This window comes from Pantoea deleyi, assembly GCF_022647325.1.
Taxonomy (GTDB): Bacteria; Pseudomonadota; Gammaproteobacteria; order Enterobacterales; family Enterobacteriaceae; genus Pantoea; species Pantoea deleyi.
In genome coordinates this window covers 704,366-726,247 of sequence record NZ_CP071405.1, presented here as the reverse complement: position 1 = coordinate 726,247, position 21,882 = coordinate 704,366, and the positions used below count along the sequence as shown (strand labels likewise).

Sequence of the window (21,882 nt, the reverse complement as noted above, 5' to 3'; positions counted from 1 at the left end):
GCACCGGTTACGGATCAGTTAGCTGATATTGGTCACACGACGGTAGACGACCGGCGTCTCCGCCGGGGCGCTGTCGCCGATCACCAGCGCGGCTTTCACCGCGGCGGCGGCCTGCTGCCACTGATCCTCGCTGCTGGCGTGAATGACGGCCAGCGGACGCTGCGCATCGGCGCGTTCACCCAGGGTAATCATCTCGCCTAACCCGACGCTGTAATCGATCGTGTCGCTGGCGCGCTGACGCCCGCCGCCCATCGCCACCACCGCCAGGCCCAGCGCACGGGTATCCATGCTGCTGACAATCCCTGGCTGGTCAGCGTAGACCGGTTTACTCAGCGTGGCCGCTGGCAGATAGGCTGCGTAACGTTCGACGAAATCGGCAGGTCCCTTCTGCGCGGCGACCATGCGGCCAAAGCACTCGGCGGCCTGACCGTTGTCCAGCACCGCCATCAGCTTCTGGCGCGCTTCGCTGTCGCTGGCTGCCAGTCTGCCGGAGATCAGCATCTCGCTGCAGAGCGCCAGCGTGACGTCGAGCAGGCGCGGATTGCGCTCCTCTCCGGTCAGGAAGCGCACGGCTTCACGCACCTCCAGCGCATTACCGGCTGAGGAGGCCAGCACCTGATTCATATCGGTCAGCAGAGCCGTGGTCTGGCAGCCTGCGCCATTGGCGACGCCAACGATCGACTGCGCCAGGCTCTCTGAGGCCGCATAGGTTGGCATAAACGCGCCGGAACCTACTTTGACATCCATGACCAGCGCATCCAGCCCTTCGGCCAGCTTTTTCGCCAGAATCGAGGCGGTAATCAGCGGGATTGAGTCGACGGTGGCGGTGATGTCACGCGTTGCGTAGAACCGCTTGTCCGCCGGTGCCAGCGAGTTTGTCTGGCCGATAATGGCGACACCGACCTGCTTTATGATCTCGCGGAAGCGGTCGTCGCTCGGGAAGATATCGAAGCCCGGAATCGCTTCCAGCTTGTCCAGCGTGCCGCCGGTATGGCCCAGGCCGCGCCCGGAGATCATCGGCACATAGCCGCCGCAGGCGGCGACCATCGGCCCTAACATCAGCGATGTGACGTCACCGACGCCGCCGGTCGAGTGCTTATCCACCAGCGGACCGTTGAGGTTCAGCGACTTCCAGTTCAGCACCGTGCCGGAATCACGCATCGCCATCGTCAGCGCCACCCGCTCCGGCAGCGTCATATCATGAAAATAGATGGTCATCGCCAGCGCGGCGATCTGCCCTTCCGACACGGTGTTATCACGCACGCCGTTGATGAAGAAGCGGATCTCCTCTTCCGTCAGCGCAAGACCATCACGTTTTTTACGAATAATTTCTTGTGGCAGGAACAAGGTAGCCCCCTGGTTCAGGGAAAGAGTGAAGAAGAGGCGGTCGGCGACCGCCAGAGGGATCAGTAACCGGCTTTGCTGGTGTCGCTCTCGTGACCCAGGGTGTTAAGCAGGCTCGCCAGCAGGCTGGATGCGCCAAAGCGGAAATGGCGCGCGTCGGCCCACTCTGCGCCCAGCGTCGCGTCCGCCATCTGCAGGTAGATCGCGGCATCGTCAGCGGTGCGTACACCGCCCGCCGGTTTGAAACCGACCTGCTGACCGACGCCTTTATCGCGGATCACGTTCATCATGATCTGCGCCACTTCCGGCGTGGCGTTAACCGGCACTTTACCGGTGGAGGTTTTGATGAAGTCTGCGCCCGCATCGATAGCAATTTCAGACGCCTGACGGATCAGCGCTTCCTCTTTCAGCTCACCGGTTTCGATGATCACCTTCAGCAGCACATCCGCTTCCGCGCAGGCGGTTTTACAGGCTTTCACCAGATCGAAACCAACCTGGCTGTTACCGGCGATCAGCGCACGGTACGGGAAGACCACATCCACCTCATCAGCGCCGTAGGCGATGGCGGCGCGGGTTTCTGCCAGCGCAATGTCAATGTCGTCGTTGCCGTGCGGGAAGTTGGTGACGGTGGCGATGCGGATCTCCGGGGTGCCCTGCTCGCGCAGCGTTTTACGCGCAACCGGAATGAAACGCGGATAGATGCAGATCGCGGCGGTGTTGCCCGCCGGGGATTTAGCCTGATGACACAGGGCGATCACTTTCGCGTCGGTGTCGTCTTCGTTCAGGGTGGTCAAATCCATCAGTTTCAGGGCGCGCAGGGCAAGGTGTTTGATATCGGTCATGTGGCTCTCCAAAGGATCGGGATGCAACCCACCGGCTCGTCGGCGGAATGTTATAATAATAACACTCTGAGGCGCGCTGATATGTGCCAGGAGTCACACAGGAATAAGAAGATGATGCAAAACTGCCACGTATACTGTGACTGTAATCTCAGATAACAGGGCCTGATCGCCATTATACGCCAGCCGGAGCAATGTTACTATTATCACATTTAAACCGGCTGATGGAGGCGGCGCAGCGGGGATCAGTTGCGTCGCGCGGGAAACGCCGGGTCGAGCTGAAACAGCCGCTGGCTGTTCTGCCACAGCGCATCGGCGATCGCTTCAGGTGACTCTTCACGCAGGCTGCAGAGCGTCTGCCACACCTGACGCGCCCGCTCCGGGCGGTTAGGCTGCCCCTGAAAGCCGTGCAGCGGCATATCCGGTGCGTCGGTCTCCAGCAGCAGTGACGCCAGCGGCAGCTGCGCCACGGTCTGACGGGTTTTGCTGGCGCGTTCATAGGTAATGGTGCCGCCGATGCCAATCGCATAACCCAGCTTAATAAAGGCCTGCGCCTGCTGCAGGCTGCCCGCAAAGCCGTGCACCACGCCCCGGCGCGGCAGATCGTGACGACGCAGGATCTGCGCCAGCTTGTCGTGCGTCCGGCGCGAATGCAGGATCACCGGCAGCGCGTAGTGTTTCGCCAGCCTGAGCTGCGCCTCCAGAAAGCGTTGCTGCTTATCAAACTGCGGATCGTCGCGGTAGAGATCCAGCCCGATCTCGCCGATCGCCACCAGCTTACGCGGCCGCTGTTGCAGTAAGGTTTCCAGCTGATCGAGATGATCGTCCCGATGATGTTCAATCACGATGGGATGCAGCCCCAGCGCGGCGTAGAGCGCCGGATGCGTTGCGGCCAGCTCGCAGACCCGCCCGAAGCGGCTGGCATCGATAGCCGGAATGATAATTTTCTCGACGCCCGCCTCCGCCGCGCGGGCCAGGCTGCCGTCGGCATCCCCCTCAAAGGGCGGAAAATCAAAGTGACAGTGCGTGTCGATAAATCTCATGCCAGCGATCCTTTGTCGTAATCCGCATCGTTGTCCGCCAGCGACGGCGTGATAATCGGCCGGGTGTCGGGCGCGTTGGCGACCGGCGCGGGCGGCGTCACGATGCGCGGCGGGCTCAGCGGCTCCGCGTCGCTCAGCCACTGGCCCAGCGTGGCGATGAAGTAGCGCCCGCAGCGTCGTCCCAGATGATAATCCTGATTCAGCGAGGCGATCCGGCTGCCCAGCGCGCTGCTGGCCAGCGCATGCGGGGGAAAGATTTCAATGATACGCAAATCGTCCGGCGGATTTTCAATAAACTGCTGGATCTCGCGATAGCTCTGCTCATGCATATTGAGCACGTTGATCATCGGCTGCAGCGCGCCGGTGCTGAGCCAGCGCTCCATGCGTTTAACCCATTTGGGCGTATAGAACATCTGCGACGGCACGGTGCGGATCACCACAATGGTATCGGCCCCCCGGCGCGCGGCTTCCCGTACCGGGATCGCATCGCTGATGCCGCCGTCGAGGTAGCTGATCCCCTCCAGGTTTACGCCCAGCCGGTAGAAACCGGGAATGGCGCTGGAGGCTTTGATCAGGTCCAGCCAGTTTTCGGCCGTGGGGGTAAAGTAGCCTGGCGTATAGTCGTCGCTGCGACAGGCGCACATATAAAATTCACGCCCGCTGGCAAAGGCCTGCTCGGCGTGCTGCATCGCCAGCGGGAATTCACTGCGGGTAATCTCAATCAGCCAGTCGAGGTCGATCAGGTTGCCGCCCCGCACAAAGCGCAGCGGATCGAAAAAGAGTTTGCTGGTGGTATAACGGGTAATCACGCGCCGGGCATAGCCAGGCTGACCGCAGACATAGGCTGAGAGGTTTTGTGCCCCCGCAGAGGTGCCAAGCAGCAGCTGAAAGGGATTGAATCGGGCGCGCTGAAATTCATCCAGGACACCGGCAGTGAAGATGCCGCGCTGACCGCCGCCTTCGCAGACGAGAGCAATTTTCCGGGATTTAAAAGGGGCCAGGGCCAGAGGTTCGATGGCACCGAGTGTGACAGGAATGCGAATACCCATTGTGCGAACCTCATCAGGGTTCCGGGTATGCTGAGGGATCGTTCCGTTAATGACGGCAGCATGCCGGAGAACCAGTCATCTAATCCTTTAACCGGCAGGCCAGCGTGCTGGCTTGCCATCGCCGCGAAATGAAGGGATCCCTCTCCTCAGGTCACTCGCGGCGGATGACGGGTCTCCGCTCTATGCAACAGGTTGCACTATACTGCAGGACTCATCGGCTAAAGCTTTTTACGGCCGGTGAACAGGCTGATGAGGAACAGGATAATACCGACAACGAAGACAACTTTAGCTGCCCATGCTGCTGTACCCGCTAAACCGCCGAAACCTAACGCTGCAGCAATCAGCGCGATGACCAGAAAAATAATGCCCCAACGAAACATAAGCCTCTCCTTACCCTATTTAAATTCGAACTGCTTATTTCATCCCCGGATGGGTGTCTTTTATTCGTGCGGCCACCGGAGCAACCGCACGTCAGCCATTAAGATTTAACCGTCAGGTCATTCTTAACGCTTTTCACGCCTTCAATGGCCTTGGCGATGCTTTCTGCACGGTCTGACTGTGCCTGAGTAGCAACATGGCCTGAAAGCTGAACAACACCGTCGGTAGTCTCAACTTTGACGTTGCGCGACGGGACAATGTCATCTGCTAATAGCTTAGCTTTAATTTCGCTGGTCGTAGCGGCATCACCCGCATAACCTTTCACTGAAGATGATTTGCTGTCACGGACGTGTAGTTTGTCGCTGACGGATTTAACACCTTCGATTTTCTGCACCACAGCCACAGCCTTTTCAGCCTGCTCCTGTGAGGTGACGAAACCGCTTAAGGTCACGACGCCCTGATGCGTTTTTACCGAGATATCCGTGCTTTTAATTGCGTCGTCATCCACCAGGGCCGCTTTGGCTTTGGCGGTGATGCCGCTGTCATCCATAAAACCATCGACTTTTTTCATAGAACTATCGATTTTTGAACCCGCGCTGTCGGCTGTCTGTGACGCTTTCTGCGACATGGATTCATCAGCCAGTGCGCTGCCGCTGATCAGAGCTGAACCAATCATGGCGGCCATCAGGGTTTTAGCAATCTTAGTCTTGTTCATCGATATCTTCCTTCTATCAGTTAACTCACCCAAAAACTGTGGGCGAAACAGAGGCAATAAAGGCCGCTGCGTTACAGGACGTAAGGACAAGAGAAGTCTCTTCCGCCGTCCGATAAAATAATCATAGACGGCATTTTGCAACTTGCCTGGCTAACTGGTTGATCACACGTCAAAACAGATGAAAAACAGGGTTTTTAGGAGGAGTCTGGAGCGGGGGAAACAGGGCCATTCTCTGCTGGAATGGCCCGGAAACAGCGCGATCAGTGCTCGCGCGTTTTGCGGAAACGGACGTCGGGATAACGTTCCTGAGTAATATTCAGATTCACCATGGTTGGCGCGATATAAGTCAAATTATCACCGCCATCGAGCGCCAGGTTCACTTCGTTTTTACGCTGGAAGTCATCAAACTTTTTCACGTCATCACACTCGACCCAGCGCGCCGTGGAGACGTTAATCGCTTCGTAGATCGCTTCGACGTTATATTCGCTTTTCAGACGCGCCACGACCACGTCGAACTGCAGCACCCCGACGGCGCCCACGATCAGATCGTTGTTATGCACCGGGCGGAACACCTGCACGGCGCCCTCTTCCGACAGCTGAACCAGCCCTTTCAGCAGCTGTTTCTGCTTCAGCGGATCGCGCAGGCGGATACGGCGGAACAGCTCTGGCGCGAAGTTCGGAATGCCGGTGAACTTCATATTCTCACCCTGGGTAAAGGTGTCGCCAATCTGAATGGTGCCGTGGTTATGCAGACCGATGATGTCGCCGGGATAGGCTTCTTCAACGTGCGCACGGTCGCCGGCCATGAAGGTCAGCGCGTCGGAGATCATCACGTCTTTGCCGGTGCGCACCTGACGCAGCTTCATCCCTTTTTCATATTTACCGGACACCACACGCATAAAGGCGACGCGGTCGCGGTGTTTCGGGTCCATATTGGCCTGGATCTTAAACACGAAGCCGGTGAACTTCTCTTCTTTCGCGTCCACCCGGCGGGTGTCGGTGTCGCGCGGCATCGGGCGCGGCGCCCAGGCAACCAGGCCATCCAGCATATGGTCGACGCCGAAGTTACCCAGCGCGGTGCCGAAGAAGACCGGCGAGAGTTCGCCATTCAGGAAGGCTTCCTGCTCGAACTCGTGCGAGGCACCCTGAACCAGCTCCAGCTCTTCGCGCAGCTGCGACGCCAGATCGTCACCTACGGCGGCGTCGAGATCCGGGTTGTTCAGCCCTTTCACGATGCGCACATCCTGAATGGTGTGGCCTTTACCGGTCTGATAAAGATAGGTTTCATCTTTATAGAGGTGATAAACACCCTTGAACAGCTTGCCGCAGCCAATCGGCCAGGTGATCGGCGCACAGGCGATTTTCAGCTCGCTCTCGACCTCATCCAGCAGCTCCATCGGATCGCGGATGTCACGGTCAAGTTTGTTCATAAAGGTCAGGATCGGCGTGTCGCGCAGACGGGTAACTTCCATCAGCTTACGGGTACGATCCTCAACGCCTTTCGCGGCATCGATCACCATCAGGCAGCAGTCAACCGCCGTCAGGGTACGGTAGGTATCTTCCGAGAAATCTTCGTGGCCGGGGGTATCCAGCAGGTTGACCAGGCTGTCGCGATAGGGAAACTGCATGACCGAGGTGGTAATGGAGATACCACGCTGTTTCTCCATCTCCATCCAGTCTGACTTGGCGTGCTGGTTAGAGCCACGGCCTTTCACCGTACCGGCGGTCTGGATAGCCTGTCCGAACAGCAGCACTTTTTCGGTAATGGTGGTTTTACCGGCATCCGGGTGAGAAATGATCGCGAAGGTGCGGCGGCGAGCCACCTCTTCTAAAAAGGGATTAGACATGGAATTCTTCTCAATAGGCAGCGCACATGCTGGCGCTGCTGATAAATCACGGTGGCCGGCAGAACCTTACCGGCGGGTAAACGGTGCCAGAATCGATCTTTCATCGTTGGCGGGTCAGCGCGTCGTTACATTGGCGTGAAGTCCGGTTACCTGGTCAGCTTTAAGGCGGCATAGCATACAATATTTTGCGCGCGCGGCCTACAGGGAGAGAAACGCGATTTATCGGAGGCGGATCGGGAAACGGTGAGGCGACCGCAGCTGCGGCCGCCCGGTCCTGGTTATCCCAGCACCTTTCTGACGCAGGCTTTGAAGATCTGCACCCCGATCTCCAGCGCGCTGAGATCGAAACGCATCTCAGGATGATGCAGGCCCGGTGTCAGGCCGGTGCCCAGTCCCCAGAAGCCCGCTTTGACGCCCGGGCGCGTCACCGGATAGTAAAAGAAGTCCTCGCTGCCTGGCGTGGTGCGGGTTGGCAGCGCCCCCTCTTCGCCCAGCACCTCGACGATGGCGGCGCGGATGACGGCGGTCGCCTCATCGTCAATCTCGGCAGCGGGCATCTCTTTCAGCACGCGCACGTCCGCGCTGGCCCCCAGTGCCGCCACGCTGTGGGTGATGGCGCGCGTGACCTGCTCTTTCAGCAGCGTCATCGGCCCGTTCTCCTGCGAGCGCAGATCCCACACCACGCGGGCCTCATCCGGCACCGAGTTGGTCACGCCTGCATCGCAGAGGAAGCGGGTCGCCTTGACGCTCCAGGTCAGGCCGGGTGGCAGATGGATGGCGTTAACGGCCTGCACCGCCTGCACGGCGGCATCCAGCGCATTGACGCCCAGATGCGGACGGGCCGCGTGCGCGGGCTGGCCCTTGATCGTGGCTTCCAGCGTGCTGCAGGCGGAATAGCGCACGGCGGGTATCGCCTGGCCGACCACGCACTCCTCCAGTGGGCGCAGATGGAATCCCAGGATCATCTCCACATCATCCAGCGCGCCCCCCGCAATCATCGACAGCGCCCCGGCCCCCAGCTCTTCGGCGGGCTGGAACAGGATCTTCAGACGGCCACGTTTGACCGCGCCCTCGCGCAGCAGCGCTGCCGCCGCCGTCAGCACCACCGACGCGTGTCCGTCGTGGCCGCAGGTATGACGCGCACAGGGCACACCGTCGATGATATGCCCCAGAGCATCCATATCCGCGCGCAGCGCCAGCACCGGGCCCGGCACGCCGCTGTCGATCTCCGCCACGATGCCGGTGGTGTTGTTGATGTTGCGCGTTACCTTCAGGCCCGCCTTCTCCAGCTGGTCTGCGATATAGGCCGAGGTTTTCACCTCCTGAAAACCGAGTTCCGGAATCTCGTGCAAATAGTGGTAATGCTCTAAAACCTCAGACACAGCGTTACTCCTGTATAAACAGACGCATAACAGACATCGCGATCAGCGCGTTGATGATGCTGACCAGCATCAGCAGCGGCCAGTATTTTTTGGGCACATCGGCCACGCCCAGCAGCCGCCCCATATATTGCAGCTGCGACCCCATAAGGAAGATCGCCGGAGCCAGAATGGTGATATCGGCCCCCGTCAGCAGCCCTTTGGTCAGCAGGCTGACCGCAACACCGGTGCCCGCCGATGACGACAGCCATGCCGTGAGCAGCACCGTGATCGCCTCGCCCGGCAGGCCAAACAGCCCCATCACCGGCGCAAAGACATGGCCGAGAAACTGCATAATCCCGAGCAGATTCAGGACTTCGGCCAGCACATAAGCCATCACCACATTCGGCATCAGGTTATGGATGGCGATGTGAAACCCCTTGCGCGCGCCGGTGACAAACACATCAAACGGATTCGCGGCGGTCGTGGCGGGACTATTTTTCATCGGCGAAATCCTTTTTATAGACACTGTTTAACATGGCGCGGGTTATCGCCGCACCGACAAATTTCAGTACGAACATGAGTAACAGCGGAATGATGATCGGCAGCGTCATCGAGGCAAACAGCGCGGAGCCGATAGCGAAATAGTTATTGATCAGGCCGGCACCGGAATATTGCCAGGCGCTCATCACCACCAGCTCTTTTTTCCCGATCTGTTTCTGGTCGGCCATCTCTTTGGTTAAGGCCGCCCCGGCGTCGGTGCTTTGCAGATCGGTGATTAATGCCAGACCACACCGGCCCGGCAGCCCCATCAGCGGCTTCAGCAGCGGCGTCAGCAACCGGTGTGCCGCGCGGATGGCGCCGTAGTGGGTGAAGATCTCCAGCACGCCCAGCGCCAGCATCACCGTGGGCGTCAGCGACAGGGCGAACAGGAAGCCTGCTTTGGCGCTGAGTCCGCCTGCGCCCAGAAAGGTGTTGCTGGCGGGATCTTTCATGGTGCCGAAGCTCCCTCCCAGGGTAGTGAAGTCAAAGGCACCGAGCCAGGAAAGTCCCTCCACCTTATAAAAAAGCCCTGAGAAAAACAGAATGGCAAAAATTAATGCGACGTAACTGCCTTTGGTGGCCGCTATTTTCACCGGATTCGCCACCAGGTGTTCATCTGACATGATCGTCTCCTGTAAACCGGGTTAACTGCCCGTTTCCATTGCAGGCAGGTGTGACTAAGGGAATGCGGTTTCAAGCAGGATCTATGCCAGAGCCGCACGATGACCCGTCGCGCCTGCGGTGCGGCCGCGTGATTGCGCCTGTCGCGTGGCGACAGAGTGTCCTGAGGTCCTGACCTCATCAGGCCGGAACCTCAGCCGAGGGGGGATTTTTCACTGTTTTCTGTGCCCCCGTCACCCGCAGATGCCCGCCTGTCCGCACTATCATGGTGCTGATTTTTCTGGCTTTATGGCCCGGCCGGCCGCGAGGAAAAATGAGAATTGGTCGCATTCAATTTTCGAAATAATTCTATTTAAATCAAACAGATAAATTCACCTTTTTTACGAAAAAGGCTTCACTTTACTAACATCTCTGATGCATAATTCACCGCTTAAACTCTGTATTTAACATCTCTTTAAAAGGACTCGGCCATGCTGACTGCTGAAATGACTGGACGTTTAAACGACCAGCTAAACCTGGAATTTTTCTCTGCCAATCTTTATCTGCAAATGAGCGCCTGGTGCAGCGACAAAGGCTTCGAGGGTGCCGCTTCCTTCCTGAAAATGCATTCACGCGAAGAGATGCAGCATATGCAGCGTCTGTTTGACTACCTGAGCGACACCGGTGCGATGCCGGTACTGGGCACCATCGCCGCGCCGCCGGTTGCGTTCACCTCGCTGAATGAAGTGCTGGAGCAGGCGCTGGATCATGAGCAGCTGATCACCCGCAAAATCAACGAGCTGGCGCATGCCGCCATGACCTCACAGGATTACTCCACCTTTAACTTCCTGCAGTGGTATGTCGCCGAGCAGCATGAAGAAGAGAAGCTGTTTAAAACCGTGCTGGATAAACTGGCGCTGGTCAGCAACAGCGGCAACGGCCTGTTCCTGGTCGATAAAGATCTGGGCCGCATGAGCACCGAGAACCACGCAGAGTAATCGTTATCCGGGCCGCGTCAGACCGCTGACAGCCCCCTTACCGGGCGCCGTCATCACGCGACGTCAGCCGGAAACAGGCGCCGGCAGCGACGCGAATCCGCGTTTGCCCGCTGCCCCGTTCGGCCCCTTTCCGGGGCCGAACGCATTTTCATCCTGTCACCGCTTTTACAGCCGGTAACTTGCCGCTTTCTCGCCATTTACCCACAGCTCACGGCTTTCGCCCGCCGGAAGTAATAGCGCGATCTCACGCCAGGCCGGCTGATAATCTCCGCGTTTCTCCACCGTCAGATCGATGCGGGTGGCGCTGCTGCTGAGTGTCCAGTTCAGCCACAGGGCGTTCCCCTGCTGCCAGCCGTGGCTCTCGCCGTCGTCGTCAAAGGTTTCGCCGGTGGTGGTCACGCCTTCCGGTGCAGGCCAGATCTGCCACTGCCGCACCGTGTCGCGACGCGCATCGGTGGTGGTTTCGCACTTGCCCAGCGGGATCACCGCGCCCGCCCGCACCAGCAGCGGCAGCCGATCCAGTGGCGCATCCAGAGTGACCGTTTCGCCGCCCGCAAACGCCCTGCCACTGTGCCAGTCGTACCAGCCGCCGCGATGACGGGGCAGATAGACCTCACGGCTGCGCGCGCCCTGCTCCACCACACTGGCCACCAGCAGGTCACGTCCCAGCATAAAGTCATCGCATGCCTGATAAGTCTGCGGGTCCTGCTCATGATCGAGGAAGGTCGGCCGCAGCATCGGCTCATCTTCGGCACTGGCCTGCCACGCCAGGGTGTAGAGATAAGGCATCAGGCGATAGCGCAGCCGGATCGCCTCGCGGATCATCGGCGTCACCTCCGGATACATCCAGGGCTCATTGACCGTGTGATCGTCATTCCAGGAGTGGATGGTAAAGCGCGGATGCATGATGCCGTTCTGGACCCAGCGCACAAACAGCTCGGCATCCGGCTTATCGCCTGAGAATCCGCCGACGTCGTGACCGACGTTAAACAGCCCGGAGAGGCTCATCCCCAGCCCCATGCGGATGTTGTAGCGCAGCGTCTGCCAGCTGGTGCGGTTGTCGCCGCTCCAGGTCTGCACATAGCGCTGCATCCCGGCACAGCCGGAGCGGGAGATCAGATAGGGCCGCTTGTGCGGCGCGAACTGCTGCTGCGCTTCCATCGAGGCACGCATCATCAGCAGCGGCATCACTGGCCGGATGTGCTTGATGGCGATCGGCTGACCGAATCCGTGACAGCGGGCTTCGCCATCCCAGACCTCATATTCGTTGTTGTCGTTCCAGGTGGAATCGATGCCCTTTTCCAGCAGCTGCTGAGTGACGTTCTCCTGCCACCAGCGCACCGCCTGCGGATGGGTAAAGTCGAGGTGCGATCCCTCATCGTCCCAGAACACCGAGCGTTCCGGACGATCCTGCTCCGAGTCACGAATAAACAGCCCCTGCGCCGCCACCTCCTGATAGCGCGGATGATCCTGCAGCAGGCAGGGCTTGATGTTGGCCGCCAGCTTCATGCCAGCGTCATGGAAGGCGTCGCTCAGCGCGTTGGGGTTCGGAACTTTGTCGTAGTTCCAGTTGAAGACGTAGCGCTTGTTGTTGATCGAGGTATAACCCGACGAGAGCTGGAACGAGTCACAGGGAATTTCATGCTCACGGCACAGGCGGATAAAGGATTGCAGCTGCTGCTGCGCGTCGGGCGCGTCGGTGTAGTGCATGGTGGAGCCGCTGTAGCCCAGGCTCCACTTCGGCTGAAACAGGGTGCGCCCGGTCAGGCGGACAAAGGCTTTGGTGACGTCGAGCAGCGTCGGGCCGAGCAGCATGTAGTAGTCGAGATCGCCCGCCTCGGCGCGGTAGCGGCGGTAAGGCAGGTGGTAGTTATCCAGCTCATTGCCCAGGTCGAGCCAGCTGCTGCTGAGGTTGTCATAGAACAGGCCGAAGCTGACGCCGTCACGCTGCGTCAGGGTAAACGGAATATGTTTATAGAGCGGATCGGTGCTGGCGGCGTTATAGCCCATAGCGTCGAGATTGCGCATCTCAAAGCGGCGACCGGCCCGGTTCAGGTCACCGCTCTTTTCGCCCAGACCGTAAACCCGATCCTGCGGCTGACGGCGCTGATAGTGCTCGACCCCATCGCCATGCGCATTGAGCAGATAGGCACCGGTGTGGCGATCCGCCGTCAGCGGCTGCCAGCTCTCACCGTCGAACTGCTCCCAGCTCAGACAGAGCGGTTGATGCACCGTCACCCGCAGCCGTGATGTGCTGATCCGCAGCTGCTGCGCATCGTGCACCAGCTGAAAGGCGGGCAGCGTGAAGCCATCCAGCGCCTCACGGTCGCGCCCCTCCCACGGCACATCCCCTTCCGGCGCGATGCTCCAGGTACGGTTCAGCGCCAGCTCGCCGTCGCGCTTCAGCAGCACACGCATCAGCTTATCCTCCAGCACGTACAGCCGCAGGAAGTGGCGATCTTCCACCTTCAGTTCAACAAAGTGATCGGCGTGCTGGTGCAGCGTCCAGTTCTTCAGAGTTTTCATCGCGGTATCCTTACAGGTTAGCAGGGCGCTGGCGGCGTTCGGCGATCAGCATCACCAGGAAAACAGCACCAATCAGGTCAAAGAAGCCCATCGCCACAAACAGGGGATTGAAGCCGATGGTATCGGCGGTCACACCGATAATCAGCGAGAAGATAAAGCTGGCGATCCAGGCGCAGGAGCCGCGCATCCCGTTGACCGTGGCCATCTGGCGGCGATCGAAACGCTCCACTACCAGCGCACTCAGCATGCAGGAGATCACCTGATGCCCGAAGCCCCCCACGGAGATCAGCGCGATCGCCAGCCAGGGATCTTTCACCAGGGTCATCAGCGCCAGTGAGACCATCAGCAGCGCGCCGGTCACCGAACTGGCGACGATCGAGTTCACGCGGGTCATGCCGAAGCAGCGCACATAGAGTCGGGTCAGATAGCCGCTGGCGACGCTGCCGAGATCGGCGGCCAGAAACGGCAGCCAGGCGAACATCACAATCTGCTTGAGATCCATGCCGCGCTCGTTGGCAAGATAGAGCGGCACCCAGAAGCTCAGCACCGCCCAGGCCGGTTCGGCGAGAAAGGCCGGGATCGCGATACCGTAGAACTTCTTCTCCTTACCAATGACTTTCAGCGCGGTGAAGAACGGCAGCTTTTCGCCCACCGCCTCATTGTCCTGATTGATAAAATCGCGCTCTTGCGCAGAAAGACGGGGATGGTTCTGTGGCGAGTGATAGCCCCACCACCAGAGGCCGACCCACAGCAGCCCCAGCCCGCCGGTCAGCAGAAAGGCGCCCTGCCAGCCAAAGGTAATGTGCGCGACATAGATGATCGGCGGCGCCAGCATCGCCCCAATGGAAAAGCCGACGCCCGCCCAGCCCGCCGCGACCGGCCGCTCCTTTTTCGGGAACCAGTCACCGATGGCTTTGGCGTTAGCCGGGGTCGCCGCCGCTTCCGATGCGCCCATCACAAAACGCAGCAGGGCCAGATGCAGCCAGCTTCCGGCGCCCGCGTGCAGCAGGCAGGTTACCGACCAGACCAGGGCGCAGATCAGAAAGCCCATCTTCAGGCCGATCACGTCGATCAGCCAGCCGCACAGCGGCTGAAACAGGGTGTAGGCGAGCTGAAAGGCCGCCACCACCCAGGAGTACTGCTCGGTGGTCATGTTGAGGCTGGTTTTCAGCTCCGGCGCCAGAATGCCGAGCGAGTTGCGGGTGATGTAGTTGACGGTTACCCCCAGCAGAAACATCCCCAGCATCCACCAGCGTAAATTTTTGATCACGCGCACCGTGCGCGAAGCACTAATGGGTTTGGTTGTCGATTCGAGGCTCATCGTGCCACTCCTTATTGCCATTGATTACGCACACCGCCTGCTGGCGTACCGCGTGTCCTTTTTTCGAACTTAAAAAAGTGCGAAACGCGGGTACAGCCTCTTTTTTGCAACTCTTTTCATGGCAGGCTGAATGGGGGCGAAAAATGGCCTCCTGACCCTTATCTGAAGCGATTTAGCAGGTCATGAAAAATTTTTCATCGGCAGATTTGAAGGCGATCACAGAATGAAACAAAGGCTGAAAGTCAGCGAAATTGCGGCCCTGAGCGGTGTCTCTATAAGTACGGTGTCGCGGGTGCTGGCGGGCAAAGCCAATACCCGGCCCGCCACGCGCGACAAGGTGCTGGCCGTGGCGCAGCAGCAGGGCGTGCTGGATAACCTGCACAGCGGTCGCCTGCTGCTGAATGATCTGATGGTGTTTGCCCCGCCCCGCGCCTTTGATGTGCGCAGCGACATCTTCTACTACAAGGTGATTCAGGGGATCGGCCAGGCCGTGGAGCCGCATGAGGTGCGGCTGCGCTTCTGCCCGCTGGAGGAGATTGAAAGCGATGCCGCCCTGTTTATCGATAAAATGCAGCAGACTGAGGCGGCCATCCTGATCGGCATCGACGATGAGCATATTCATCAGCTGGCGGCGGAGATGCACAAGCCCTGCGTGCTGATTAACGCCCGCGATCGCCGGATGCGTCTGCCGTCGGTTTCCCCCCATCATCAGCTGATTGGCGAGTTTTCCGCGCGCTACCTGTTTGAGCAGGGCCACCGGCAGATCCTGTCGCTGCACTGCCTGCGCCGCTACACCATGGAACAGCGGCTGCAGGGGGTACGCGACGCCTGGCACGCGATGAATCTGCGCTTTGACAGCCGCCAGCATCTGCTGACCCTGAACAGTTTCAGCAGCCATGAAGCGGCGGAACGCCTCGGTGACTATCTGCGCCACTGCCCGGACACGCTGCGCCCTACCGCCATTCTCGCCAGCGGCGACTATATTGCCGCCGGGGCGGTGAGTGCGCTGCAGCAGGCCGGGCTGCGGGTGCCGCAGGATATTTCAGTGATGAGCATGGATGGCTTCAATCTGGCGACCATCCACGATATTCCGCTGACCTCGGTGCAGGTGCCGCGGGATGAGCTGGGGGCCGCCGCCGTGAAGCTGCTGCAGGAGATGCGCCTGAATCCCGGCACGCCCACGGGCAGCCTGCTGCTGAATGGCAGGCTGGTGGTGCGTGACTCGGTGCGCCGCATCCGGGATAACCTCAGTCATGCACCGGTGCAGCAGCATGGCCTCTACGATTAATCCAGGGTTTTCAGCCGCAGTTCCGACGGCTGAGGGCGGCCGAACAGGAAGCCCTGAAACAGGGTGCATCCCTCTTCGCGCAGCCGCACGAACTGCTCATCGCTCTCCACCCCTTCGGCAGTGATCTGGATATCCAGACTGCGGCTCATGCCGGTGATGGCCCGGATAATCGCCAGCGCCTCGCGGCTGTCGCCCATATCCGTGATGAATGACTTGTCGATTTTGATCTTGTCGAACGGAAAGGATCGCAGGTAGCTCAGCGATGAATAGCCGGTGCCGAAGTCATCCAGCGCGATCTGCACGCCCAGCGCCTTGAGATTCTGCAGGGTGCGGATATTGCCCAGCGAATCATCCAGCAGCACCGATTCGGTGATCTCCACCTCCAGCCGCACCGGATCCAGCCCCGACTCCTTCAGCGCGCCTTCGACCACCGACACCAGCGAGCTGTTTTTAAACTGCAGCGGGGATAGGTTGACCGAGACCGACTGCTCCCCTTCCCAGCTCGCCGCTTCACGGCAGGCTTCATAGAGCGCAAACGCCCCCAGCATATGAATCAGGCCGGTCTCTTCGGCGATCGGGATAAAGTCGTTGGGCATGATCAGGCCACGAATCGGATGGTGCCAGCGCATCAGCGCCTCGTAGCCGATGATGGTGTGATGATCGCCGTTGGTGATCGGCTGATAGTAGAGCCGCAGGTGACCGCCGCTGATGGCATCGCGCAGATCGTTCTCAATCAGCCGCCGGCTGCGCGCCAGGTCGTCCATCTCCAGCGTAAAGTGCTCGTAGCGGTTACGGCCGTTGCGCTTGGCTTCATAGAGCGCCATGTCCGCACAGCGCAGCAGCTGCTCCGGCGTATCGGTGATGGTGGTGCTGAGCGCGATCCCCACGCTCAGCCCGACCGACAGATTATGGCCTTCGATGTTGACCGGCGGACGAATCGCCTCTATCAGGCGCTGCGCCACGATGCTCGCCTCGTCGCTGCTGCCGATCAGCGGCAGCACGATAGCGAACTCATCGCCGCCGATGCGCGCCAGCGTATCCTGGTCTCGCAGCGCGCTGCGCAGCCGTTTTGCCACGCTGCGCAGCAGCTCATCGCCAATCTGATGACCCAGCGCATCGTTCACATTTTTAAAATGGTCGAGGTCAAGGCAGAGCGCGGCACTCTGCTGCGTTGTCTGACCGGCGATGCGCAGAGCCTCGCTCAGCCGCTGCCGGAACAGAATGCGGTTCGGCAGGCTGGTCAGATTGTCGTGATGCGCCATATGGTGAATCCGGGCATCGGCGGCGCGCTGATCGGTGACATCCTCCACCAGCAGCATCAGATAGTTGCGGCGGGCATCCTGCCCGCTAATCGCTTTCGCGCGGGTATGCAGGATCCGTTCGCCGCTGGCGGTCATCAGCAGCTGCTCGCGTTCATGGACGCCCTCACTGCGCAGCGCAACGTCGGCCAGATTGTTAAAGTAGTCGCTGAGTTCAGGCGACATGCATTCGTGCGGGCGCTTGTTGACGATCAGCGCTTTTGACAGGCCGAAAAGCTGCTGCGTGCGATCATTGACCAGCAGGATCTCACGGGTGATGGCATCTTCGACAATCACGCAGGAGGGGATGTTAGCGATGATGTTATCCAGAAAGCGGGAGAGCGCGGTTTTCTGAGCGCTCTGCGCTTCCGCCAGATCGCGGGCGCGCAGGATCTGCTGCTCCTGCTCACGGCGCTCCGTACGGTCGCGGGTGATCTTGGCAAAGCCGACCAGCCTGCCCCCATCGTCGTGGATGGCATCGATCACCACATGCGCCCAGAAGGCGCTGCCATCTTTGCGGTAACGCCAGCCCTCATCTTCAAAGCGGCCGGTCTTCAGTGCGATGCCGAGGTTCGCTTCCGGGGTCCGGTTGAGCCGCTCCTGTGCGCTGTAAAACAGCGAAAAGTGTTGCCCCACCACCTCCTCCGCGCTGTACCCTTTGGCGCGCTGCGCGCCGGCATTCCAGTTCACCACCACGCCATCGATATCGAGCATGTAGATGGCGTAGTCGGTGACGCCCTCCACCAGCAGACGGAAGCGCTCCTCCTGCTCCCGCTGCGCGCTGCGGACGCGCTGCTGCTCCGTGCAGTCACGGGTGATTTTGGCGTAGCCCAGCAGTTTGCCCTGATCGTCGCGGATCGCATCGATCACCACGTGCGCCCAGAAGGCGCTGCCATCTTTACGATAGCGCCAGCCTTCATCTTCAAAGCGGCCGGTGCTGAACGCGGTCTGCAGATTCTGCTCGGGAATATGATTCAGACGATCCTGGGCGCTGTAGAAACGGGAAAAGTGCTGGCCGACGATCTCTTCCGCCACGTAGCCTTTGGCGCGCTGCGCGCCGGCATTCCAGTTCACCACGTTGCCGTCATGATCGAGCATGTAGATAGCGTAATCGGTGACGCCCTCGACCAGCAGACGGAAGCGCATCTCCTGCTCACGCTCTTTGCGCTGCTGCTCCTGCTGTCGGGTACAGTCCCGGCAGACCAGCGAAAAGCCCAGCAGATGATTCGCATCGTCGCGGATCGGATAGATCATCACCTCAGCCCAGAAGGTGCTGCCATCTTTACGGCAGCGCCAGCCTGCGCTTTCCGCGCGTCCGTTGCTGACCGCCATCCCGAGATCCCGCTGCGGATAACCGCGGCGACGATCCTCTTCGCTGTAGAACAGGGCGGCGGGCTGACCGATGATTTCGTCAGGCTGGTAACCCAGAACCTGCTGACCGCCGTCGTTCCAGCTGGCGACCGTTCCGTCCGGTTTAAGCATGGTGATCGCGTAGTCGATCACGCTGTGTACCAGCATGCGATACATGACATCTGAGTGATTATCCATTATTAATTGCCTGCTACTCGGAAGCCGGATGAGGGCCTGAAAATCTGTTAATACGTTCGCCGGGACTAAAACGGAAAAGGTCTGCAAAGACAAGCGTATTAAGAAAAATAGTGAGTCTTAACAGAAGGGTTATCGGCAGCGGTGAGTAAATGTTCAATGTGGCTACAGCATCGATAGAGGCAGATGGCGCACCGCGACATCCGATTCCGGCAGCCAGAAAAAAGCGCGAGACAGGCTCGCGCTGGTTGAGTTCTGCAGGATCGCGGACCTCTAGAAACCGGACTGCTGCTGCAAATGCATCGCCGCAATCGGCTGCCAGATCTCCGTTAACGCGCCCTCTTTCCCGGTAAAGGGATCCTGCGTGGGCAGAGGCACGTTTTTCACCTGCTCCAGCGATCGCTGCAGCCGCGAGGGCTCATCGCGAAGCGTCTCGGGTGCCATGCCTCGGGGATAGGCGCCCACCACCATAAAATCTTCACTGGCGCTGACCTGACGGTGGCCGACACCCGCCGGGATCAGTACCGCATCCCCGGCGCGCAGCGTCACCATCCGGCCGGAATCACCGCCGAACAGCACTTCCGCCCAGCCTTCCGCCACGCCCAGCAGTTCATGCGTGTTGGGATGGTAGTGGGTATAGGGGTAGATCGGGTAGCGCCAGGCTGGCGGCCAGCCGTTCTCTTCAAAGGTTTTCTCAAACCAGAGTGCGATCTCTTCATCTTCCGGCACCACGCGCGGCCAGATGATCAGCGGTAACGGATTGTTAGGCACACCGCCCGACGGGCTGGCAAGCATCAGGTGCTGCGGATTGTCAGAGGCCCCGGCCGAGAAGGTTCCTGCGGCAAAAGACATCATTAATAACAGACTGGAGGATGGGGCTCGCATACAGGTTCTCCGGCTTTTTTCTAAGTGTGGCAAACCCCGGCCACAAAGCAATGTGCGCCAGCCAGCAGAATTGCGATAATTAACTGATATTGCTGACTAAAGCCAAATGTATCGCGATCTGTAGGGCCAGCCCGTGTCTGGATGAGGGCACAGAGCGGTTCTTACTGCGCTAAAGTGTTGCAAATTGTCAGAACGCCGCGGCAGCCGGTTCTGTCTGCGCGTGGCCGGGCAGCCGCCCCTTTAACTGTTATATAAAAAATGCACCGATCTGTTTCTGATGTGCTTGACTGTTATCTGTTGTAATAGCTAACAGATGACAGTGAGGTAACCAATGGACGCTATTAAACAAATCCTGATCGACGAGATCGCCACACTCAACCGTGAAGAACGTCGCGACAACCTGCCGCGCTTCAGCCTCTCGTTTCTGAAAAATCATCCCGGTCTCTGGGCCGTGATGTACCTCTGCTACGGCCTGTGCGTGGCGCTGATTTTCACCACCGAGATGCTGGGCTGGCCTGCCTTCTGGTTTGCGACCGTGTTTGTGCTGGTGATGAGCCTGCTGATGCTGCTCGACATCAACCCGAAATACCGCTTTGAGGATATTGATGCGCTCGACCTGCGCGTCTGCTACAACGGCGAATGGTATTACGTGCAGCCGGTGCGTGAGCAGGCTATCACGCGCATCCTCTCCCTGCCCGATACGCCGGAGCGGGTGAAGAGCGGCATCCAGCGTCTGCTGACGCAGAAAGGCGAAGTGGATTTCTACGATGTTTACTACCTGACCTGGGGCCACCAGCAGGCGGCGAACGTTTAATCCGCCAGCCCTTCCGCCATCAGCTGACCCAGCGTTTCGATTGCCGCCTCGGCCCGACGATCCCACGGCCAGGCGGTGTTCAGCCTGAAGCAGTGACTGAACTGCTCGCCTGCCGAAAATAACTGCCCCGGTGCGATACTGATCCCCTGCGCCAGCGCCTGCTGGTAAAGCCGGGTGGTATCGATTCGTTCCGGCAGGGTGACCCAGAGAAAATAGCCGCCGCGGGCTTCGCTGACCGTGGCCTGCAGCGGCAGCACCTTCAGCAACGCCTGACGCACCATCTGCTGCCGCTTCACCAGAATCTGCCGCAGCCGCTTCAGGTGGGTGTCGTAACGCCGCGTGGCGAGAAAATCGGCCAGCGCCAGCTGCATCGGCGCGCTGGTTGAGAGCGTACTCATCAGCTGCAGGCGCTGGATCCGCTGCGCATGCTGGCCTGCGGCGACCCAGCCGACGCGGAATCCCGCCACCAGCGATTTCGAGAACGACCCGCAGTGCAGCACGTTTCCCTGACGGTCCCAGGCTTTGGCTGGCAGCGGCGGCACATCTCCGGCCCAGAGTTCGGCATACACATCGTCTTCGATCATCGGCACCTGATACCGCGCCAGCAGCGCCACCAGCTGCTGCTTACGCTCCGGGGTCAGGGTGACGCTGAGCGGGTTCTGCAGCGTGGTCATCAGCCAGCAGGCTTTTACCGGCCAGCGCTGCAGGGCCTCCTCCAGCTGCACCAGATCGATGCCCTCTCTGGCGTCCACCGGGATCGCCAGCGCCTTGAGCCTGAGCCGCTCGATCGCCTGCAGCGCCCCATAAAAGCCCGGCTGTTCAATCACCACATAGTCGCCCGGCTCCGTCAGGGATTGCAGGCTGAGGTTCAGCGCCTCCAGCGCCCCGCTGGTGATCACAATCTCATCCGGCGACAGGGTGATGCCCTGCCGCGCATAGCGCTGTGCCAGCAGCTGCCGCAGCGTGGCGTTGCCGGGTGGCAGGTTGTGCAGCGCATCGGTGGGGGTCAGATGGTGTGAGACGTTCGCCAGCGAGCGCATCAGCTGGCGCTGCGGAAAGAGCGCGGGATCGGGAAAGGCGGAGCCAAAGGGGACGATGGCGGGATCGCGCGTCGCCTGAAGCACATCGAACACGAAGTCGTTGATATCGACCTGTTCGCTGATCGCCACGCTCAGCGGCGCGGGGGCCAGGGCGCGCGGCGCCACGTAATAGCCCGACTGGGGACGCGAGACGATCCAGCCCTGACTCTCCAGCAACTCATAGGCATGAAGCACCGTCATCAGGCTGACGCCCTGCTGCGCCACCTGCTGACGCAGCGACGGCAAACGGGTGCCCGGCAGCCAGATACCGGCCTCTATCTGTTGCTGAATCTCATCCATCAATCGCTGGTATTTCGCCACGGGTGACCTCTCCTTGTTTAACCGCGAGACTTTACCACGCACAGCGATCAATGACAGGCGCTACGCATCCTTTATCGGCCTGCCGGGGCGC

At 59.9% G+C, this 21,882-nt stretch carries 18 protein-coding genes; 3 read left to right on the top strand and 15 right to left on the bottom strand.

Going from position 1 to position 21,882, the window contains the following annotated elements; translation table 11 throughout:
• Nucleotides 1-18: 18 nt before the first annotated feature.
• From deoA to J1C59_RS03500, 10 genes are all read right to left on the bottom strand, one after another.
• Complete coding sequence (gene deoA, locus J1C59_RS03545; protein WP_128086234.1) at nt 19-1,347, bottom strand: thymidine phosphorylase; 1,329 nt, start codon at nt 1,345-1,347, stop codon at nt 19-21.
• Nucleotides 1,348-1,406: 59 nt separating this feature from the next.
• Nucleotides 1,407-2,186, bottom strand: coding sequence for a deoxyribose-phosphate aldolase (deoC, locus tag J1C59_RS03540; protein ID WP_128086235.1), 780 nt, complete (start codon nt 2,184-2,186; stop codon nt 1,407-1,409).
• 242 nt (nt 2,187-2,428) lie between these two features.
• Nucleotides 2,429-3,226 (bottom strand): TatD family hydrolase, encoded by a 798-nt coding sequence (locus J1C59_RS03535; protein ID WP_128086236.1) that lies wholly within the window; start codon nt 3,224-3,226, stop codon nt 2,429-2,431.
• Nucleotides 3,223-4,275 carry a patatin-like phospholipase family protein gene (locus J1C59_RS03530; RefSeq protein WP_140917295.1) on the bottom strand — a complete coding sequence of 351 codons (1,053 nt, stop codon included), beginning with the start codon at nt 4,273-4,275 and terminating at the stop codon, nt 3,223-3,225. Before J1C59_RS03530 ends, J1C59_RS03535 begins: the two co-directional genes overlap by 4 nt.
• 218 nt (nt 4,276-4,493) lie before the next feature.
• Nucleotides 4,494-4,655 (bottom strand): DUF1328 domain-containing protein, encoded by a 162-nt coding sequence (locus J1C59_RS03525; RefSeq protein WP_003848537.1) that lies wholly within the window; start codon nt 4,653-4,655, stop codon nt 4,494-4,496.
• Nucleotides 4,656-4,753: 98 nt separating this feature from the next.
• Entirely contained in the window at nt 4,754-5,368 is a 615-nt protein-coding gene (osmY, locus tag J1C59_RS03520; RefSeq protein ID WP_128085746.1) for a molecular chaperone OsmY, read from the bottom strand.
• Nucleotides 5,369-5,628: 260 nt separating this feature from the next.
• Nucleotides 5,629-7,215 carry a peptide chain release factor 3 gene (prfC, locus tag J1C59_RS03515; protein ID WP_128085745.1) on the bottom strand — a complete coding sequence of 529 codons (1,587 nt, stop codon included), beginning with the start codon at nt 7,213-7,215 and terminating at the stop codon, nt 5,629-5,631.
• 278 nt (nt 7,216-7,493) lie between these two features.
• Complete coding sequence (locus tag J1C59_RS03510; RefSeq protein ID WP_128085744.1) at nt 7,494-8,597, bottom strand: M20 peptidase aminoacylase family protein; 1,104 nt, start codon at nt 8,595-8,597, stop codon at nt 7,494-7,496.
• A 4-nt stretch (nt 8,598-8,601) separates the two neighbouring features.
• Nucleotides 8,602-9,078, bottom strand: coding sequence for a YjiG family protein (locus tag J1C59_RS03505; RefSeq protein ID WP_128085743.1), 477 nt, complete (start codon nt 9,076-9,078; stop codon nt 8,602-8,604).
• Nucleotides 9,068-9,739, bottom strand: coding sequence for a nucleoside recognition domain-containing protein (locus J1C59_RS03500; RefSeq protein ID WP_128085742.1), 672 nt, complete (start codon nt 9,737-9,739; stop codon nt 9,068-9,070). Before J1C59_RS03500 ends, J1C59_RS03505 begins: the two co-directional genes overlap by 11 nt.
• A gap of 468 nt (nt 9,740-10,207) precedes the next feature.
• Between J1C59_RS03500 and ftnA the strand changes: the two genes are divergently transcribed.
• Nucleotides 10,208-10,714: a non-heme ferritin gene (ftnA, locus tag J1C59_RS03495; RefSeq protein ID WP_111142294.1), complete on the top strand. Its 507-nt coding sequence runs from the start codon at nt 10,208-10,210 to the stop codon at nt 10,712-10,714.
• Between the two features lie 165 nt (nt 10,715-10,879).
• Here the strand turns inward: ftnA and J1C59_RS03490 are convergent, their stop codons facing one another.
• Together J1C59_RS03490 and J1C59_RS03485 are read right to left on the bottom strand one after the other, a co-directional pair.
• Nucleotides 10,880-13,240, bottom strand: a complete 2,361-nt coding sequence (locus J1C59_RS03490; RefSeq protein WP_128085741.1) for a glycoside hydrolase family 31 protein — start codon at nt 13,238-13,240, stop codon at nt 10,880-10,882.
• A gap of 10 nt (nt 13,241-13,250) precedes the next feature.
• The gene (locus J1C59_RS03485) at nt 13,251-14,561 is read right to left on the bottom strand and encodes an MFS transporter (protein WP_128085740.1); all 1,311 of its coding nucleotides are present in this window, start codon (nt 14,559-14,561) and stop codon (nt 13,251-13,253) included.
• A 223-nt stretch (nt 14,562-14,784) separates the two neighbouring features.
• On the opposite strand from J1C59_RS03485, the gene J1C59_RS03480 reads away from it, so the two are divergent.
• The gene (locus tag J1C59_RS03480) at nt 14,785-15,849 is read left to right on the top strand and encodes a LacI family DNA-binding transcriptional regulator (RefSeq protein WP_128085739.1); all 1,065 of its coding nucleotides are present in this window, start codon (nt 14,785-14,787) and stop codon (nt 15,847-15,849) included.
• Here the strand turns inward: J1C59_RS03480 and J1C59_RS03475 are convergent.
• Together J1C59_RS03475 and J1C59_RS03470 are read right to left on the bottom strand one after the other, a co-directional pair.
• Nucleotides 15,846-18,695, bottom strand: coding sequence for a bifunctional diguanylate cyclase/phosphodiesterase (locus J1C59_RS03475; RefSeq protein ID WP_140917296.1), 2,850 nt, complete (start codon nt 18,693-18,695; stop codon nt 15,846-15,848). The genes J1C59_RS03480 and J1C59_RS03475 overlap by 4 nt on opposite strands.
• A gap of 270 nt (nt 18,696-18,965) precedes the next feature.
• On the bottom strand, nt 18,966-19,577 hold the full coding sequence (locus tag J1C59_RS03470) for a cupin domain-containing protein (protein ID WP_140917297.1): 612 nt from the start codon (nt 19,575-19,577) through the stop codon (nt 18,966-18,968).
• Nucleotides 19,578-19,908: 331 nt separating this feature from the next.
• Between J1C59_RS03470 and J1C59_RS03465 the strand changes: the two genes are divergently transcribed.
• On the top strand, nt 19,909-20,391 hold the full coding sequence (locus J1C59_RS03465; protein ID WP_128085738.1) for a YlaC family protein: 483 nt from the start codon (nt 19,909-19,911) through the stop codon (nt 20,389-20,391).
• On the opposite strand, the gene J1C59_RS03460 is transcribed toward J1C59_RS03465, so the two are convergent.
• Nucleotides 20,388-21,791 carry an aminotransferase-like domain-containing protein gene (locus J1C59_RS03460; RefSeq protein ID WP_128085737.1) on the bottom strand — a complete coding sequence of 468 codons (1,404 nt, stop codon included), beginning with the start codon at nt 21,789-21,791 and terminating at the stop codon, nt 20,388-20,390. The two genes, J1C59_RS03465 and J1C59_RS03460, sit on opposite strands and share 4 nt — an antisense overlap.
• Between the last annotated feature and the right edge of the window lie 91 nt (nt 21,792-21,882).